The following is a 17,676-nucleotide window of genomic DNA, read 5'->3' as shown; positions in this document are numbered from 1 at the left end:
AAAGGAACGCGAGACAAACGTGCAATGACGATGTCCGAACGAAAAAAGAACCCCCAGCAACTGCGCAGCGCGCGCTGGTTCGCGCCCGACGATCTGCGGTCCTTCGGGCACCGCTCGCGCGCCATGCAAATGGGCTACGCGCCCGAGGACTGGCGCGGCAGGCCCGTGATCGCGATCCTGAACACCTGGTCGGACGCGCAGCCCTGCCACGTTCATTTCAAGGACCGCGCTGAGTGGGTGCGGCGCGGGATCTTGCAGGCTGGCGGCTTTCCGATGGAGCTGCCCTGCCTTTCGCTCGGCGAGACGTTCGTGAAGCCGACGACGATGCTGTATCGCAACATGCTGGCGATGGAGGCTGAGGAACTGCTGCGCTGTCATCCGGTCGATGGCGCCGTGCTCATGGGCGGCTGCGACAAGACGACTCCGGCATTGATCATGGGTGCGCTGTCGATGGGGCTGCCATTCATCTTCGTTCCGGCCGGCCCGATGCTGCGCGGGAACCATGCTGGCAAGGTGCTGGGTTCGGGCACCGATGCGTTCAAATATTGGGACGAGCGCCGAGCTGGCACGATCAGCGAGGCTGAATGGCAAGGATTCGAGGCGGGCATTGCCCGCTCCTACGGCCACTGCATGACAATGGGCACGGCTTCGACCATGACGGCGATCACCGAGGCGCTGGGCCTGACCCTTCCCGGCGCGAGTTCCATTCCCGCGGCCGACTCCAATCACCAGCGCATGTGCGCCGCAAGCGGCCGCCGCGCCGTGGACCTTGTCTGGGAGGACCTGACGCCGGACCGGATCGTCACACCGGCATCGGTCGACAATGCCGTTGCCGTGGCGATGGCGACGGGCTGCTCGACAAACGCGATCATTCACCTGATCGCCATGGCGCGGCGGGCCGGACTTGATCTGGTTCTCGACGATCTGGACCGCGTCGGCCGATCCACCCCGGTGATCGCCAACATCCGTCCCTCGGGCGCCACCTATCTGATGGAGGACTTCTTTTATGCGGGCGGTTTGCGCGCATTGATGTCCCGGCTTGCCGACCGGCTGGATCTGTCCGTCACTACGGTCAACGGCGGGACGTTGGGCGAGGCCATCGCCGGGGCGCAAGTGTTCGACGAGGACGTCATCCGCCCCCTCTCAAATCCGGTCTACCGCGAAGGATCGCTGGCCGTTCTGCGCGGCAATCTGGCGCCAGACGGCGCCGTCATCAAGCCGGCCGCCTGCGACCCGAGGTTCCACGTCCATCGCGGCCCGGCGCTGATCGCCGACGACTATCCCGCGCTCAAGGCGATCATCGAGGACGAGGATCATCCGATAACGCCGGACACCGTGCTCGTGCTGCGCAATGCCGGTCCGCAGGGCGGACCGGGCATGCCCGAATGGGGCCAGATCCCGATGCCCAAGGCGCTGCTCAAGAAGGGCCATCGCGATATGATGCGACTGTCGGACGCGCGCATGTCGGGCACGTCCTTCGGTGCGTGCATCCTGCATGTGGCGCCGGAAAGCTTCGTCGGCGGCCCGCTGGCACTGCTGCGCGACGGCGACATGGTGGAACTGGACGTGCCCGACCGGCGGCTTTCCATGGCGGTGGGCGAGGACGTACTCGCCCACCGTCGTGCGGCGTGGCGGCCTCCACAACCGCGCTACGAGCGCGGCTATGGCTGGATGTTCTCCCGCCACATCGAGCAGGCCGACAAGGGCTGCGACTTCGATTTTCTCAGAACCGGCTTCGGCCGGCCGGTGGACGAACCGGCCATCTACTGACCGCAACGCCCGTTCGGCCGTTGAGACATGGAGACACAAACCATGGACGACGCAATGCAATCGAGCCTTTCGGGGATATCCGGAATCCTGGTCGCGCCGTTCGATGCCGACGACCGGTTCGATCCCGCCCCGCTTGGCCCGATCATCGACCGGGCCGTCGGCGCGGGCGTCCATCTTCTCGTCGCCAATGGCAACACCGGCGAGTTTTACGGGCTGCGCCCGGCGGAGGCGGAGGCCATGGTCCATGCGACGACTGAGAAGGTCGGGGGTCGCGTGCCGGTTGTGGGCGGCGTGGGGCGCAGCGTGCATGAAGCGTGCGACCTGGCGCGCGCGTCGCGGGCGGCCGGCGCATCGGCGCTGATGGTCCATCAGCCGCCCGATCCGTTCGCCGCACCGCGCGGCGTCTTGGCCTATGTCGAACGCGTCGCCGAGGCCGCCCAGGGACTGCCGCTGATCGTCTACCTGCGCAATGACACGATCGGCATCGATACGATCGCGCGGCTGTGCGCGGTCGAGACCGTCGTCGCGGTCAAATGGGCAACGCCAAACGTGCTGACCTTGGCCAGGGCACGAAGCGAAGCCCGGCACGATATCACGTGGATCTGCGGACTGGCAGAAACCTGGGCGCCGCCCATGGCCGCCGTCGGCGCGCGGGGCTTCACCTCGGGGCTCATCAATGTCTGGCCCGAGCGCAGCGTTGCGATCCACGCGGCGCTTGAGCACGGCGACTACGAAAGAGCCGGCAAACTGATCAACGATATCGCCGGCTTCGAAGCATTGCGCGCGCAGGAGCACAACGGCACCAATGTGTCCGTGGTCAAGGCCGCGCTCGCCATGCGCGGAACCGATTGCGGACCATGCCGCCCGCCATCGGCCTGGCCGCTCGACGACGCGCAGCATGGCCAATTGCGGGCCATACTCGCCGCATGGGACGCGTGACTCGCACAAGGACAATGCCGATGACGACGCTTGCCGCCCGGACTCTGGAACGTCTGACGACGGTCAGCACCGCCACATTGACGACCGCGCTGTTCAAGCGCGGATTGCGCAACGTCTTTCTGCAGGAGGTCGCCCGACTCTCGCCCGGGCCGAACATGGTCGGTTTCGCCTACACGCTGCGCACCATTCCGGCCCGGGAGGACGTTGACGTGCTCGACAGCTTCAAGGACCGGTCCAATCCGCAGCGCAGGGCGGTCGAGGAATGTCCAGACGGCGCGGTCTTGGTCGTCGATAGCCGGGGCGACGCGCAGGCCGCCTCGCTTGGCGCAATCCTGGCGACGCGGCTTGCCCTACGCGGCTGCGCGGGCATCGTCACCGATGGCGGCTATCGCGACAGCCCCGACATCGCCGCAATGGCGATCCCAGCCTATCACAAACGGCCGTCGGCGCCGACCAATCTGACGCGCCACCATGCCGTTGCGATCAACGATCCGATCGCATGCGGCGGCGTGGCGGTGTTTGCCGGCGACGTGATGGTCGGCGACAATGAGGGCGTTGTCTGCATTCCGGCGCATCTGGCCGAAGAGGTGGCCGAGGAGGCCGCCGAGATGACCGTGTTCGAGGACTTCGTCCAGGAACGGGTGCGCGAGGGCGCGTCAACCTTCGGGCTCTATCCGCCGACCGACCCGCAGACGATGGAAGACTTCGCACGCTGGCGGAAGGAGCGCGGCCGTTGACCGGCCCCGTGCAATGATGAGCCAGGCAAAGGCGCGCTCGGTCATCGACGATCTGGAATCCGGCCATCGGATCGGCGGTGCGGTCGTTGCAGGGCGCGGTCCGGCGCGACGGATCGAGGATCCCGGCACGCTCAATGCCATCGGCGAGGTTGCCGACGCCACGGCCGATGATGTCGACCGCGCGGTGGTGGCCGCGCGCGCTGCGCTTGGCGGCGCCTGGCGCACGGCCCGGCCCGTCCAGCGGTCACGCATTCTGGCAAACGCCGCGCGCCGGCTCGCCGAATCCGCCGACCGTTTCGCCCTGGTCGAATCGCTCAATGTTGGCAAGCCGCTGCGTCAGGCGAGGTCGGATGTCGCGACGGCGGCCCGGTTCCTCGAATATTATGCGGGAGCGGCTGACAAGCTCGAGGGCGAAACGATCCCGCTCGCGCACGACCGGTACGCCTTGGTTCAACGCGAACCGGTCGGCGTGACCGCCCATATCGTGCCGTGGAATGCGCCGCTCACCATGTTGGTGCGCGGTGTCGCACCGGCCTTGGCCGCCGGCTGCACCGCGGTGGTCAAGCCGGCCGAGGCGACGCCGTTCAGCGCCCTGATGTTTGCCGACCTGATGGCCGAGGCGGGGCTTCCGGCCGGCGTTGTCAATGTCGTGACCGGTTGCGGTCCTCAGGCGGGCGCGGCGCTGGCCTCGCATTCGCAGGTCGACCACGTTACCTTCACCGGATCAGTCGAAACCGGAAAGGCCGTCATGGCCATGGCGGCGATGCATCTGGCGACCGTCACGCTCGAGCTTGGTGGAAAGTCGCCGCTGGTCGTGCTTGAAGACGGCGAACTGGACAGCGCCGTCGACGGCATCATGCGCGGCATCTTCACCAATGCGGGGCAAATCTGCGCCGCCTCGTCCCGGCTGATCGTGCAGGACAGCGTTCTCGATGCCGTTCTTGAAAGGCTGGTCGAAGGCAGCGCCGCGCTGAGCATCGGATATGGCCTGAACGACCCGGACATCGGACCACTGATCTCGGCTAGGCAGTTGGACGGGGTGGCCGATGCGGTCGGCCGCGCGCGCGCCGAGGGCGCGCAGGTGATTCTGGGAGGGAGCGCCGCCGCGGTCGACGGCTATCGGGGCCATTTCTTCAAACCCACGATCGCGCTTGTCGCGCCCGACAGCGATCTTGCCCAACGTGAAATCTTCGGCCCGGTTCTGGCCGTGATGAGCGTGCGCGACCTGGACGAGGCGATCGCCGTCGCCAACAATTCGCGATACGGCCTCGTGGCCGGCGTCTATACGCGCGACATCGCATCCGCCATGCGCTTTGCGCGTGACGTCGAAGCGGGACAGGTCTTTGTCAACCGCTACCTGGCCGGCGGTGTGGAGACGCCGGTCGGCGGCGTCAAGAACAGCGGTATCGGCCGCGAGAAGGGGCTGCGCGGGCTCGACGCCTATCTGCGCGCCAAGTGCACGACGATGTCGTGGACGGGTTGAGCAGCGAACCTGCACGGTGTGATGACGGCGTCAGCCGGCAGGCTCGGGCAGCTGGGCCTCGATGAGCACAACGATCGAAAGACAATGACCGACAAGCGTCTTCTTCTCATTTCCCCGGCCGACAATGTGTTTGTGCTGCGCGGGGTCGTCGAGGCGGGAGAAACCATCGCGCTGGAACAGGGCGTCACACGGGTTCCGGCCCGGCTCGGTCTCGGTCACAAGATTGCCCGGCATGCAATCGGCCGTGGCCAAGAGATCGTCAAATACGGTGCTCCGATCGGCTCGGCCACCAGCGATATCGCCGCCGGCAGTCATGTCCATGTGCACAACGTCAAGAGCGACTACACGCCAACCTTCGCGCTCACGGCGTCGTCGGAAGAGGTTCCATTATGAGAGGGTATCCTAGAGACGATGGCCGCAAGGGCATCAGGAATGTCATCGCCGTCGCCTATCTGGTTGAGTGCGCGCATCATGTCGCGCGCGAGATCGTGGCGCCGTATCGCGATGCGGCGCATCTGATCGGCTTTCCTGGCTGTTTTCCGAACGCCTATGCCCAGAGGATGCTGACACGGCTCTGCACCCACCCGAATGTGGGCGGCGTCTTGCTGGTGTCGCTCGGCTGCGAGAGCTTCGATCGCCATGCCCTTTCGGAGGCGATCCGGCAGAGCGGCAGGCCGGTTCAGACCCTGGTGATCCAGCGGGACGGCGGCACGCGAGCGACGATTGAGGCTGGCCACCGGGCGATTCAGATGATGCGCTCGGAGATTGCTGACACTCCGATTGTGGGCATGGACCTCTCCGAACTCGTTGTGGGAACGGTGTGTGGCGGATCGGACGGCACGAGCGGGCTGACCGGCAATCCGGCCGTGGGCTGTGCGTTCGACCTTCTCGTCGATGCCGGGGCGGTCTGCGTCTTCGAGGAGACCGGCGAACTGATCGGCTGCGAGGACCTCATGGCCGCCCGCGCCGCCACGCCGGAACTGGCTCGAGAAATCCGTGCTTCGGTCGACAAGGCCGCGGCCTACTACGCAACGCTTGGGTTCGGCAGCTTCGCCGCCGGCAACGCCGAAGGGGGGCTGACCACGATCGAGGAGAAATCGCTCGGCGCCTATGCGAAGTCGGGTCAGTCGCCGATCTCGGGGCTGATCAAGCCGGGCGACGTACCGCCTCGGGGCGGGCTCTACCTGATGGATGTGGTCCCGGACGGGGAGGTCCGGTTCGGATTTCCGAACATCTCCGACAATGCTGAGATTGTCGAGATGATGGCCTCGGGCGCACATCTGACACTGTTCGTCACCGGGCGCGGTTCGGTCGTCGGCTCGGCTCTGGCGCCCGTCATCAAGATTGCCGCCAACCCCGACATGTATGAACGCCTTGAAGATGACATGGACGTCAATGCCGGCCGGATCATCAGCAAGGGGGCGACCGTCGAGGAAGTCGGACGCGCGATACTGGACCTCACCGTCCGTGTGGCAGGCGGCCATCCGACGAAATCGGAGGAGCTTGGGCACACCGAGTTCATTCTGACCTACAAGAGTTTCGAGCCGCTGGGACCGGCATGCCTTCCGGTTTGAGCGCAGGCCCACGATGCACACGGGTTACGGAATCCGTCAGCTTCGGGCTTGCGGGCAAAGTGTCACGGTAGGTTCTCCCGGAAGATCACCTGCAAGCGTGGCGGATACTCCGCTTCGAACGTTCCGCGCCGTGCCGAGATCAGCAGCTTGACGACTTCGCGGGCCTCCACGCGCGGGTTCTGATCAATCACAGCGTCCATCGTACCGTCGAGCAACATGGTCCGTGTGGCGGGCGTCAAATCGTGTCCGATGAAGACCACATCCCTCTGAACGCCCGCCTCCTTGAGTGCCAGTGCGATGCCTTGGTTGCCGGAGCCGATATTGTAAATCGCGTCGGGTGTGCCTGCCGCGAGCAGCTTGCGCGTTTCTTCATAAGCCCTGTCGCGATCGTCGTTGACCTCCTGGATGCCAGAAATCGAAAGCTCCGGATAGTCCTGCGAGAGGATCGAGCGGATCCCCATCTCCCGCTCCTCATGGCCTCTGTAGGACGGCGATCCGATGAAGATCGCCACCGAGACCCGTGACGTGTTGTGGAGGAAGCGGCCAATCAGATATCCGGCCAATCGGCCTGCCGCTCGGTTGTCGACACCGACATAGCCGATCTTGGTCACATTCGGGATATCGGAGACGAGCGTAGCCACTTTCGCACCGCCCGCCGACAGCGTCTCGATCCGGTCACGAACCGAGGGATGATCGATCGCCACCACGGCCACGGCGTCGCTCACCCCTTCCAGTTCCGACAGTTTTTCCGACAATGCACCCGGATCGAACCCGACCGTCTGGTGAAGACGTGCCTCGACGTCGTTTCTCGCCGCTTCTTCCATCAAATGACTGCGCAACTGTGCCATGAAGCTGTTCGGCCCCGCCGGAAGAACGAAGTCCATGCGCATCGTGTCACTGACGACTTCAGTTCCGAAGTAACCAAGCGTCCACGCCGCGTTCAGAACCACCTCACGCGTCCTGTCACGCACGCCTTCGCGGTTGTTGATCACCCGATCGACCGTGGCCAGCGAGACGCCGGCCTTCCTGGCAATCGCGCCCATAGTCGCTCGCACGCCCACCCCCTGATCATCCCGTTGACTTTCAATGACGCATCAAAGAACCGCAGTTTCGCTTTTGGCAAGCGGTGTTTGTGCACATCTGGCGCGATCAAAGTTAGCAATGAGGCATAATGAGGTGCCGTGATGCAAGTTGATGATTGATTCCGGCTCAGGGCCGGGTGAGTTGGAAGGCATGGAACGGCAGACGCCAAGGTCGCGGGCACGCAGACTGCGAAGTGGGGTCCATGGATGTTGGTAGCCCGAGCCGGATTCGCCGATCGCCGCTGGCGATAATGAGGATAAGCGAGCCGGCGCAGCTGGACGCGGGAGGAGCAATGGTCGGCCTGTATGGTAAGAACCTCACAAGGTTGCAGCTTGAAGCCCTGAGCGGATCGCTGGGGCATGCCGCCGGCGTTCGACTGGTCACCCTAGGCGACGGCTTGGAACGCGGCATCCGCATGCTTGAGTTCTACAGTGGATCCGGCCTCCGGTTCACCGTGCTCGTCGATCGGGCCATGGACATCGGCGACTGCGAATACCGCGGCATGGCCATCGGTTGGCATTCGCCGTCGGGTTTTCGTCATCCGGGTCTGCACGATTATGAAGGCGAGGGCGGATTGGCCTGGCTGCGCTCCTTTTCGGGACTGACCATCACGTGCGGGCTCGACCACATCCTGTTCATGTATGACGCTCCGGCCGACAGTTATGTGTACAAGCCGCGACGGTCGGTCAGCCATTCGATCCACGGGCGGATTGGCACGATACCGGCCAGATTGACCGGCTACGGTGAGCATTGGGACGGTGAAGAATGCCTTCTTTGGGCGGAAGGAGTTGTTTCGCAGGGCGCGGTGTTCGGCGAGCACCTGGAACTGAGGCGACGCATCGAGGTGCCGGTCGGCAGCAGCGAGATCCGGCTGGTCGACCGGATCGTCAATCGCGGCTTCTACAGGACGCCGCACATGTACTGCTATCACATCAATCTGGGCCATCCGCTGCTGGAGGAAGGAGCGCGCTACCTGGCTCCAGTCAGCGATGTCGTGTGGGCAGCCCATGCCGATGAGTATAGACGCCAAGGCGTCGGCTATCGCGTTGCGCCCGCCCCACAGAACCCGTTTCACGAACAGGTCTGGCAGCACGAAATGGTCGCCGACGCGGCCGGAGAGGTGCCCGTCGCGCTCGTCAACGACCGACTGGGGGTCGGGTTCCTGGTCACGACGCGGAAGGATCAGTTTCCCTGCCAGTATCAATGGCAAAACTTCCAAGCGGGCCAATACGCGCTGGCAATCGAGCCTTCCACGAATCATGTCCTCGGCAATGAAGCGGCCCGCGAACGGGGCGAGATGATCTGGTTGGAGCATGGCGACGAACGCCACTACCAAACCCGCTTCAGCGTTTTGGACGGCGCCACCGCAATTGGCTCGGCGGAGGATCGCATCGCCGGCATCGCGCAGCAGCCGCTGGAAGACTTTCCGGCCCGTTCCGGCGATTTCAAGTCGCTTGGGGGTCGCCAATGAACCGTTCAGAAATCGCCTTCCTGCCTGAAACGCGAACCGAATTCACCGGAAGGCGCGTGCTTTACACAGGCGCCGCAGGTGGGCTCGGGCACGGAACGACGCTGGCCCTTCTCGAGGCCGGAGCGGAGGTTATCGTCGTCGATCGCGACGAGGCCAAGAGCGAGAGGCTCCGTCAGATGGTGCGGCCGGATTTGTCGTCGCGGCTGCATCTCATGCAGGTGGATCTGACCGACGCCGAAGCGCTTGGTGCCGCGCTTGCCGGGGCGACCGATCGCGGTGCGATCGATGTTCTCATCAACAATGCGGCGATCTATCCCTCGAAGCCTTTCGAGGAATTTGCGATTGACGAGCATCGAACCGTTCAGGCGGTCAATGTCGATGGTGCCCTGATCTGCGCGAAGGCGGTGTTGCCTGGCATGCGCGCTCAACGGCGGGGCCGCATCATCAACATCACCTCGATCACCTTGTCGGGTGGCTGGGAAAACCTTGCACCCTATGTGCAATCCAAGGGGGCGTTGCTTGGATTGACACGCGCATGGGCCCGCGAATTCGGCAAGTGGGGCATTACCGTCAACGCGATCTCGCCCGGCGCCTTCCCCACCGATGCCGAGAAGATCCATCCCGACCCGGATGGCTATAACCGGTACGTACTCGAACACCAGTCGATCAAGCGCCGCGGAACGGCGCACGACATTGCCGCGGCAATCATGTTCTTGGCCTCGGATAACTCCAGTTTCATTTCCGGGCAGACGCTCGCCGTCGACGGCGGCTGGATCATGCACTAGGACCGAAATGAGCATTCTTAAAGGATACAAGGTACTCGACTGCTCGATTGCAATGGCCGGCCCGTTTGCAGCGCAAAGGCTGGGCGATCTGGGGGCCGATGTCGTCAAGATCGAACCGGTTTCGGGCGAGTGGCAACGGCACATGCCGGCCGGCGGCGCCAGCGGCAATCAGATCAACGTCTCGTTTCTCTCGCTAAACCGCAACAAGCGCTCCATCGCTGTCGATCTGAAGAGCGACGCCGGGCGCAAGCTGATACGAAGGCTGGTCGGCCAGGCTGACGTATTCATTCAGAATTACCGACCGGGTGTCGCTGCACGACTGGGTGTCGATTACGAGCAACTCGCGCCCATCAATCCCAGGATCGTGTATGTGTCGATTTCAGGGTTCGGCGAGGATGGCCCTTACGCCCAGCGCCCCGGCCAGGACCTACTGCTTCAGGCCATGTCCGGCGCCATGCTTTCGGCGGGCCGCAAGGAAGATCCGCCGCTCGCTGCAGGACAGTATCTGGTTGATGCAGTCACCGCCTATACGGCCTTTGAGGGCGCGCTGGCCGCGCTTCTTCACCGGGAACGGACCGGAGAGGGGCAGAAGGTGCAAGTCAATATGCTCGATGCCATTACCACGCTGCAGATGCAGGAGCTGTCGGTGTTCACCGTCGGTCGGAAGCCACAGGTGCGAAGCGCCGAGCCGCACGCCCATGTCTACATCCGCGCGCCCTATGGCACGTTCGCCACGCAGGACGGGTATCTGGCGCTGGCCATGCCGGATCTGGGCAAGCTGGCCGAGGCGCTGGAAGAGCCGCGGCTGGCCGAATACGACACGGAAAGCGACGGCTGGAACTCACGCGACGCCCTCTTCGCATTGGTTCGCAAGGCTCTGGCTCGTTGCACCCTTGACTACTGGATGGAGCGTCTCGAGCGGCACGGAATCTGGACAGCGCCCGTCTATGGCTATGCCGATCTCGTCGCGGACCCGCAGATCGCGCACAATGGAACGTTCATCGAATACGATCATCCCACGGAAGGTTGGGTTAAGACGCCAGGCTTCCCGATCCGGTTCTCCAAGACGCCGAGCGCGGTTGCGCGCGGCGCGCCGTTGTGCGGCGAGCACAGCGCCGAAGTACTCTCCGAGGCAGGTCTGTCCTCCGAAGAGATCGCCGAACTGGTGCGTGCGGGCGTCATTGCTTTGAGTGCGGCACGATGAGTGCGCCCTTTCGCGGCCTGACGTGGGACCATCCGCGCGGCTTCGATGCGCTGAATCGGGCAGGCCGCCAAAGCGGTCTCGTGACGTGGAGCAAGCAGCCTCTTGAGGGATTCGAAAGCGCCCCCATAGCCGAAATCTGCCGCCACTTCGATCTGGTGGTCTTAGATCATCCACATCTGGGCGAGGCCATCGCATCGGCCTGTCTCAGACCGCTCGATGAGCTGTTCGACTCCGCCGACTTGGCGCGGATTGAAGCTGGCACCGTCGGACCCTGCTTCCGCAGCTATTCGATGCTCGGCAGCCAGTGGGCGCTGCCCCTGGACGCGGCAACCCAAGTTATGGCTTTGCGTTCCGATCTGGTCGAGTATGCGCCGGCAGACTGGGAGGAAGTCTTCGCGTACGCCGCACGGACCGGCAAGGTCGCCCTCTGCGTCGCCGGGCCGCATGCGCTCTTGAGCCTTGTGTCGATCGCCGCATCGCTCGATGCCGACCTTGATCTGGCATGCGGAGGTTGGCTCAAACGGCAGGTCGCGATCGAAGCCTGCGAGATCTTTGCCGATCTCTTCGCGCGCACGCCGCCGTCTGTGCGCGATCTCAATCCCATCACGTTCCTCGACCGCATGACGCGGTGCGACGAGATCGCGCTGTGTCCGCTTGTCTATGGCTATGTGAACTACACCTCGGCGGCGATGGCCGTTTCCCTGACGTTCCGTGACGCGCCGCATGCGCGGCGCGGCGGACGGCCCGGATCGACGCTCGGCGGTACGGGTATCGCGATTTCCGCGCGCGCCGATGTCACTCCCGCACTCGTTTCGCACCTTTTGTGGCTGATGAGTTCGGAAGCGCAGCGGGAGTTCATTCCCCGCAACCACGGTCAGCCCAGTTCCCGCGAAGCGTGGGCAGATCGGGCGCTGAGTGCCCCGACGCATGGCTTTTACGGCAACACCAGGCGGACAATCGAGCAAGCCGCCATTCGGCCACGGCATGCCGGTTTCATCAAGTTCCAGACAGCCGCATCGGCCTTGCTCCGCGAGGCGTGCGGCGAGGGGCGTTCGGCGCGTGCCATAGCGGAGACCCTTGATTCGATGTTCCGGCAGAGCCTTCCTCGTCATGAAGGGGAACCTTCATGACCGGCAACCTGCGAGTGACGATCACTGGCCGGGTCGCACTCATCGAGCTCAATCGGCCCAAAAAGCTAAACGCGATAACGCCCGAGATGGCCGACGCGCTCGTAGAAGCTGTCGCGGCGTGCAATCGCGATCCTGCGGCGCGGGTCGTCGTGCTGACGGGCGCTGGGGAGAAGTCGTTCTGCGTCGGCTCGGACATCGGGGAACTCGACCGCTACGCGACGGCCTGGGAGTTCCGGAACCGGTCGGAGTATTGCGATGCGCTCAGGTTGTTGAGAAAGCCCGTGATCGCGGCCATCAACGGATACGCCTTTGGCGGGGGGCTGGAACTGGCGCTTGCCTGCGACATCCGGCTGGTGTCGGAGAACGCCAGGCTGGCCGCTCCAGAGATCAAGCTCGGCTGGATCGGCGGCGGCGGTATGGTGGCTCAACTTGTTCACTCGGTCGGTCCGTCCAACACGGCCAAGATGGTGATGACCGGCGATCCGGTGTCTGCACAAGAAGCGCTGGCTTGGGGCTTGGTGAGCGAGATCCTTCCGGCGTCGCAGCTGCGCGTGCGGGCCATCGAACTCGCTGAAACGATCGCCGCGCGCGCGCCGATCGCAGCCGAGACCGTCAAGGCCAACCTCCGGGCGGCACGATCCATGCCTCTTCTGGAGGCGATTGCCTATGAGCGTGACCTGCAGGCCATCTGCTTTGCGACGGAGGACGCTGCCGAGGGGCGTGCCGCATTTGCTCAGAAACGTCCACCGGAGTTCCAGGGCAAATGAGTGCCAGTTCGACTTCCCGTCAGGTCCTTCGCCAGCTCTTTCACTATCGGGAGACCTCGGTCCTCCTGATGTTCTTTGCCGTGGCCGCCTATCTGACCTTTGCCAGCGAGTTCTTCCTTGAGCCGAGAAACCTGCTCAATGTCGGTCGGCAGGCATCGGTTGTTGCCATCGTCGCTCTTGGGCAAGCGCTTGTCATCATCGCCCGCGGCATCGACCTTTCGGTTGGTTCGGTGATCGGGCTGTCTTCTGTGGCGGCAGCCATCACGCTGCGCGACACGGGCAGCGAGGTCATCGGCTTGGCAACGGGGCTTGGAGTCGGTCTGATCTGCGGCCTCGCCAACGGTCTCATGGTAACCAAGTTCCGGATCAACCCGTTCATCGCCACCCTTGGCATGCTGTCGATCGCCCGTGGCGTCGCGCTTCTGCTGACCGGAGGTATTCCCGTCAACTATGCGGGGTGGGCCGAATATCTGGGCGCCGGCCGCCTGTATGACGTTCCGGTCTCGTTCCTGATGATGGTCGTGCTTGCCGCCTTGGTGCATTTCCTGGCCAGCCGCACCGTAACAGGCAGGGAAATCTATGCCGTCGGCGACAATCCGAAGGCGGCGCGCCTGGCCGGCATTGACGTCGACCGGACGCGGCTGTTCGTCTTTGCTTTCTGTGGGCTGTTGTCGGGACTTGGCGGTATCATCCTGGCGGGGAACCTGGCAAGTGCAGACCCCAATCTCGGCCTGGGCTACGAGCTCGACGTCATTGCGGCCGTCATTCTCGGTGGGACGGCCCTCAGCGGCGGGCGCGGTTCGATCTTCGGTGTCTTCATCGGCGCCATGTTGATGGCGCTTCTCAACAACGCCTTCGTGCTTCTGGGCATCTCGGCCTATTGGCAGGTCGTGACCAAGGGTCTGATTATCATCATGGCCGTCGGCATAGATGGCCTCCAGCGGCGCGACAATCCGGATGAGTAGCAACCCAAGGGAGGAAACCTCATGCTAAAGTCACTTGCGCACAAGACAGTAGCCGGTCTTGCGGCCGCTGCGTTCCTGGTCGGAACGACCTTTGCGGCCAGTCTGCCGGAAGGCGGATCGGTGGAAGCGGAGGCGAACACGAAGGGGCCCGTTCGTATCGCGTTTCTGTCATTTCAGAACAATCCGTTCTGGAAGCCGGTTACCGAAGGCGCTATGGCGGCCAAAGACTACCTGGCCAATTTCGATGCGACGCTCGACTATGTCGACCTCGGCGACGAACTGTCCGCCGAGGCCGTCGTTGCCGGTATCGAGGGAGCACTGGCACAGCAGTATGACGGTATCGTTGTTGTTCCGATCTTCGATGGAACAGCCCGTATCATCAATGAGGCCACTGCCGAGGGTGTCCCTGTCTTCAACATCATCGCCGAAGGTGGCGTGCCTTCCGATAGGCTGGCCTTCATTGGGCAGGATGCGCTGTCCGCCGGCCGCCAGATCGGCGAGTTCATCGCCGACCGGATGGACGGCGATGGCAAGCTCGGCGTCATCACCGGCTATTTCGGTGCCACACAGCACACCAATCGTATGAACGGTGCGGTCGACTTTCTGAAGGAGCAGCATCCCAACATTGAAATCGTCGGCCCTTTTGAGAACCGCGATAAGGCGGAGGTGGCTTACAGCCTTGTACAGGACATGTATACGGCACATCCCGATCTTGAGATGGTCTATGTCACCGCTGGCGGACCCTTCGGCGCGGCCAAGGCGGTCCAGGATCTGGGTTTGACCGGCAAGGTCGGCGTGGTCGGTTTCGATCACACGCCTGACAACATGCAATACCTCGAGACCGGCGAGATGGTTGGTCTGCTCGATCAGGCCCCGTTCCAGCAGGCATTCGATGCCTCGGTGATGCTCTACAATTTCATCGTGGCCGGTCAGGAACCGCTGGCCAAGGTCATCGAGGTTGAAGGCAATCTGCTCACGCCGGACGCCCTCAACTGAATGACGCAAGCGGAAGAAATGATCATCGACGGGGGTGCCGCCCCCGTCCCGGCCACTCCATTTCTGACCCTCAACGGCATCGGAAAGAGCTTCGGGCCGAACCGCGTGCTCAGGTCCATCGATCTGTCGGTTGGGCGCGGCGAGGTAATCGGCCTTCTGGGCGAAAACGGTGCCGGCAAGTCAACCTTGATGAACATCGTCTCCGGCGCCCTTGCAGCGGACGAGGGCACGATGCTGCTTGACGGGAATCCCGTCCGGTTCCGCTCCATTGCCGAAGCGATTGGTGCCGGCATCGCGTTCGTCCATCAGGAGCTTTCCGTGGTAGGCGCGCTCAGCGTGGCCGAAAACCTGTTTCTCGGCCGCACGCCCAGGACGCGCTTGGGAACGGTGGACTTTTCCGCCATCACGCGGGCGGCCGGATCCTTGCTGACCGAAGTCGGGGCGCAATCGATCGTTCCCGGCGCGCCGGCGGGATCGCTGCGCGCCGGCGAGCAGCAACTCGTCGAGATCGCCAAGGCCGCCGCACGGAAGCCGCGGTTGCTGATCCTCGACGAACCCACCTCATCACTGACGCCGCATGAGGTTGCCGGCTTCAAGGATTATGTCAGGAGCGCGAGGTCCGCCGGCACGTCGATCATCTTCATCACCCACCGCCTCGAGGAGGCGATGGAACTGTGCGACCGAATCCTGGTGCTGCGCAACGGAGAGATCGTCGCGCAATACGGGCATGGTGAAACCAATCGGGATCGCCTGATTTTCGACATGACCGGTAAGACGAGCATGTTCGCGCATGTTCCGCGTGCCGTTGGAGCACGGGCGATCGCGCTGGAGCTCGGCGGGCTTTCGGACGGCGAAGCAGTCCGGGAAGCGACGTTCTCCGTGGCTGCCGGCGAGATCGTGGGGCTTTTCGGTCTTGTTGGCGCTGGACGCACCGAGCTGCTCGAAGTGATCTGTGGAGCCCGTCCCCGCGCGTCCGGCACGATGAAGCTACTGGGGACAGAGGTCCACTTCCGATCGCCGGCTGATGCGCTCCGAAACGGCGTTGCGATTGTTCCCGAGGGACGTAAGACGGCCGGTATTCTGCCGCAGCACACCGTTCGCCGAAATGCCAGCGCCAGCTCGCTGCGCAGCCTGGCCCATGGTCAGATCATGAACCATCGCCGCGAGCGAGACGCCTTTTCGTCCTTCCAGAACGATCTTTCGATACGCATGGAAACGGATACGCAGCCGATCACGACCCTTTCGGGCGGGAACCAGCAGAAGGTGATCTTCGCGCGCGCGCTGATGGCCCGGCCGAGACTGCTACTGCTAGACGAACCCACCCATGGCGTTGATGTCGGTGCGAAGGCCGATCTTTATGAAATCGTCCGCAAAGCCGCCGATCGTGGCTTGGCCGTTGTCGTCGCCTCGTCGGAGATCCCTGAGATCATTGCCCTGTGCGACCGCGTCGGAGTGCTTTCAAAAGGCAGGCTTGTCAATGTGCAGGCCCGTGAGGAACTGTCGGAAGAGATCCTTCTTCACTACGCCTTCAGCGAGATCGAGGAACGGCCATGACCGATACCGGCGTGCTGATCGGCCGCGTCTGGATTCCTGATGTCCAAGGCCCCGCGGTCGTTACCGTACGCGATGGGTTGGTTGTCGACATCACATCGCCGCTTGCGCCGCTGGTGCGGGACGTCTGCGAAATGGCCGACCCTGTCCAGTATGTGCGGGAAGCCACCGGGCGACCGGTCGACACCCTGCAGGCGCTTCTGGCAGCACCGACCGAAGATCGCTCGGTCGCGCATCTTCTGACGCCGTGCGACCTGCAGGCGATCAAGGCATGCGGGGTGACATTTGCAGGTTCGATGATCGAGCGCGTCATTGAGGAGCGCGCAGCCGGCGATCCGGCCAAGGCCGAGGCGATCCGCGCGCGCGTCGGCGCGGCGATCGGCCAGTCTTTGCGCGACATCCGGCCCGGTTCACCCGAAGCCCTGGCCGTTAAGGCCGCTCTGATCGACGAAGGCCTTTGGAGCCAGTATCTGGAAGTCGGTATTGGGCCCGATGCCGAGGTATTTTCGAAAGCGCAGGTACTGTCGGCTGTCGGGCACGGAGCCAAGGTCGGGCTGCACCCGGCCTCAAAGTGGAACAATCCCGAGCCGGAACTGGTCCTGGCGGTGACGTCGCGCGGTCTAATCGTGGGCGCGACGCTCGGCAACGACGTCAACCTGCGTGACATCGAAGGACGCTCGGCGCTCCTGCTGTCCAAAGCAAAGGACAACAACGCTTCCTGCGCGATCGGCCCGTTCATCCGGCTGTTTGATAATGCCTTCACACTGGAGCGCGTACGACGGGCGCTGCTTGTGCTCAAGGTGGAGGGTCAGGACGGTTTTGTGTTGGACGGGTGCTCCTCGATGACCGAGATTAGCCGCGATCCAGAGGATCTTGTGGCACAGACCATCGGTCGGCATCACCAGTATCCGGACGGGCTCATGTTGTTCCTGGGCACTCTGTTCGCTCCCACCGAAGACCGCGATGAACGGGGTGGCGGTTTCGCGCACAGGCTGGGTGACGTGGTAACGATCACCGCTGATGGTTTCGGTACATTGCACAATACGGTCGATCTTTCTACGAGGTGTCCGGAATGGACCTTTGGAACAAGGGCGCTAATGACCAACCTCGCGTCCCGCAATCTCATCTGACGCATGAAGGAATGATGCTGAACGGAAAACATCTGATTGCGGGCGACTGGGTCGCCGGCGAGACGACCTTCAAGAGCGCCCCGGCCCATGG

General features: G+C 63.7%; 16 protein-coding genes. 15 read left to right on the top strand and 1 reads right to left on the bottom strand.

The window, feature by feature from the left end:
* Positions 1-30 precede the first annotated feature (30 nt).
* The 6 genes from araD to RBB34_RS18275 all read left to right on the top strand — a co-directional run bounded on the left by araD (position 31) and on the right by RBB34_RS18275 (position 6,503).
* Entirely contained in the window at positions 31-1,770 is a 1,740-nt protein-coding gene (gene araD / locus RBB34_RS18300; protein ID WP_306120691.1) for an L-arabinonate dehydratase, read from the top strand.
* 42 nt (positions 1,771-1,812) lie between these two features.
* A complete protein-coding gene (locus tag RBB34_RS18295; protein WP_306120690.1) occupies positions 1,813-2,709 on the top strand; it encodes a dihydrodipicolinate synthase family protein in 897 nt (298 codons plus the stop codon).
* Positions 2,710-2,729: 20 nt separating this feature from the next.
* On the top strand, positions 2,730-3,446 hold the full coding sequence (locus RBB34_RS18290; RefSeq protein WP_306120689.1) for a ribonuclease activity regulator RraA: 717 nt from the start codon (positions 2,730-2,732) through the stop codon (positions 3,444-3,446).
* Between the two features lie 16 nt (positions 3,447-3,462).
* Positions 3,463-4,929: an aldehyde dehydrogenase family protein gene (locus tag RBB34_RS18285; protein WP_306120688.1), complete on the top strand. Its 1,467-nt coding sequence runs from the start codon at positions 3,463-3,465 to the stop codon at positions 4,927-4,929.
* An 84-nt stretch (positions 4,930-5,013) separates the two neighbouring features.
* Complete coding sequence (locus RBB34_RS18280) at positions 5,014-5,322, top strand: UxaA family hydrolase (RefSeq protein ID WP_306120687.1); 309 nt, start codon at positions 5,014-5,016, stop codon at positions 5,320-5,322.
* Positions 5,319-6,503 (top strand): UxaA family hydrolase, encoded by a 1,185-nt coding sequence (locus RBB34_RS18275; protein WP_306120686.1) that lies wholly within the window; start codon positions 5,319-5,321, stop codon positions 6,501-6,503. Before RBB34_RS18280 ends, RBB34_RS18275 begins: the two co-directional genes overlap by 4 nt.
* 62 nt (positions 6,504-6,565) lie before the next feature.
* On the opposite strand, the gene RBB34_RS18270 is transcribed toward RBB34_RS18275, so the two are convergent.
* Positions 6,566-7,558: a LacI family DNA-binding transcriptional regulator gene (locus tag RBB34_RS18270; protein WP_306120700.1), complete on the bottom strand. Its 993-nt coding sequence runs from the start codon at positions 7,556-7,558 to the stop codon at positions 6,566-6,568.
* Positions 7,559-7,878: 320 nt separating this feature from the next.
* Between RBB34_RS18270 and RBB34_RS18265 the strand changes: the two genes are divergently transcribed.
* From RBB34_RS18265 to RBB34_RS18225, 9 genes are read left to right on the top strand one after another with little or no spacing between them, the layout of a single operon-like run.
* A complete protein-coding gene (locus RBB34_RS18265; RefSeq protein ID WP_306120685.1) occupies positions 7,879-9,057 on the top strand; it encodes an aldose 1-epimerase family protein in 1,179 nt (392 codons plus the stop codon).
* The gene (locus RBB34_RS18260) at positions 9,054-9,842 is read left to right on the top strand and encodes an SDR family oxidoreductase (RefSeq protein WP_306120684.1); all 789 of its coding nucleotides are present in this window, start codon (positions 9,054-9,056) and stop codon (positions 9,840-9,842) included. Before RBB34_RS18265 ends, RBB34_RS18260 begins: the two co-directional genes overlap by 4 nt.
* A 7-nt stretch (positions 9,843-9,849) precedes the next feature.
* On the top strand, positions 9,850-11,046 hold the full coding sequence (locus RBB34_RS18255; protein WP_306120683.1) for a CoA transferase: 1,197 nt from the start codon (positions 9,850-9,852) through the stop codon (positions 11,044-11,046).
* Positions 11,043-12,176, top strand: a complete 1,134-nt coding sequence (locus tag RBB34_RS18250) for a carbohydrate ABC transporter substrate-binding protein (protein WP_306120682.1) — start codon at positions 11,043-11,045, stop codon at positions 12,174-12,176. The genes RBB34_RS18255 and RBB34_RS18250 overlap by 4 nt, the downstream gene beginning before the upstream one ends.
* Positions 12,173-12,943, top strand: a complete 771-nt coding sequence (locus tag RBB34_RS18245; RefSeq protein WP_306120681.1) for an enoyl-CoA hydratase/isomerase family protein — start codon at positions 12,173-12,175, stop codon at positions 12,941-12,943. Before RBB34_RS18250 ends, RBB34_RS18245 begins: the two co-directional genes overlap by 4 nt.
* Entirely contained in the window at positions 12,940-13,908 is a 969-nt protein-coding gene (locus tag RBB34_RS18240; protein WP_306120680.1) for an ABC transporter permease, read from the top strand. Before RBB34_RS18245 ends, RBB34_RS18240 begins: the two co-directional genes overlap by 4 nt.
* Before the next feature lie 21 nt (positions 13,909-13,929).
* Positions 13,930-14,904: a sugar ABC transporter substrate-binding protein gene (locus RBB34_RS18235; protein WP_306120679.1), complete on the top strand. Its 975-nt coding sequence runs from the start codon at positions 13,930-13,932 to the stop codon at positions 14,902-14,904.
* A complete protein-coding gene (locus RBB34_RS18230; protein ID WP_306120678.1) occupies positions 14,905-16,458 on the top strand; it encodes a sugar ABC transporter ATP-binding protein in 1,554 nt (517 codons plus the stop codon).
* Positions 16,455-17,585, top strand: coding sequence for a fumarylacetoacetate hydrolase family protein (locus tag RBB34_RS18225; RefSeq protein WP_306120677.1), 1,131 nt, complete (start codon positions 16,455-16,457; stop codon positions 17,583-17,585). The genes RBB34_RS18230 and RBB34_RS18225 overlap by 4 nt, the downstream gene beginning before the upstream one ends.
* Positions 17,586-17,676: the final 91 nt, after the last annotated feature.

The organism is Roseitalea sp. MMSF_3546 (genome assembly GCF_030732865.1).
Lineage (GTDB): Bacteria > Pseudomonadota > Alphaproteobacteria > Rhizobiales > Rhizobiaceae > Roseitalea.
Note: the sequence above shows the minus strand (reverse complement) of the source record. Positions and strands in the feature narration are given on the sequence as shown.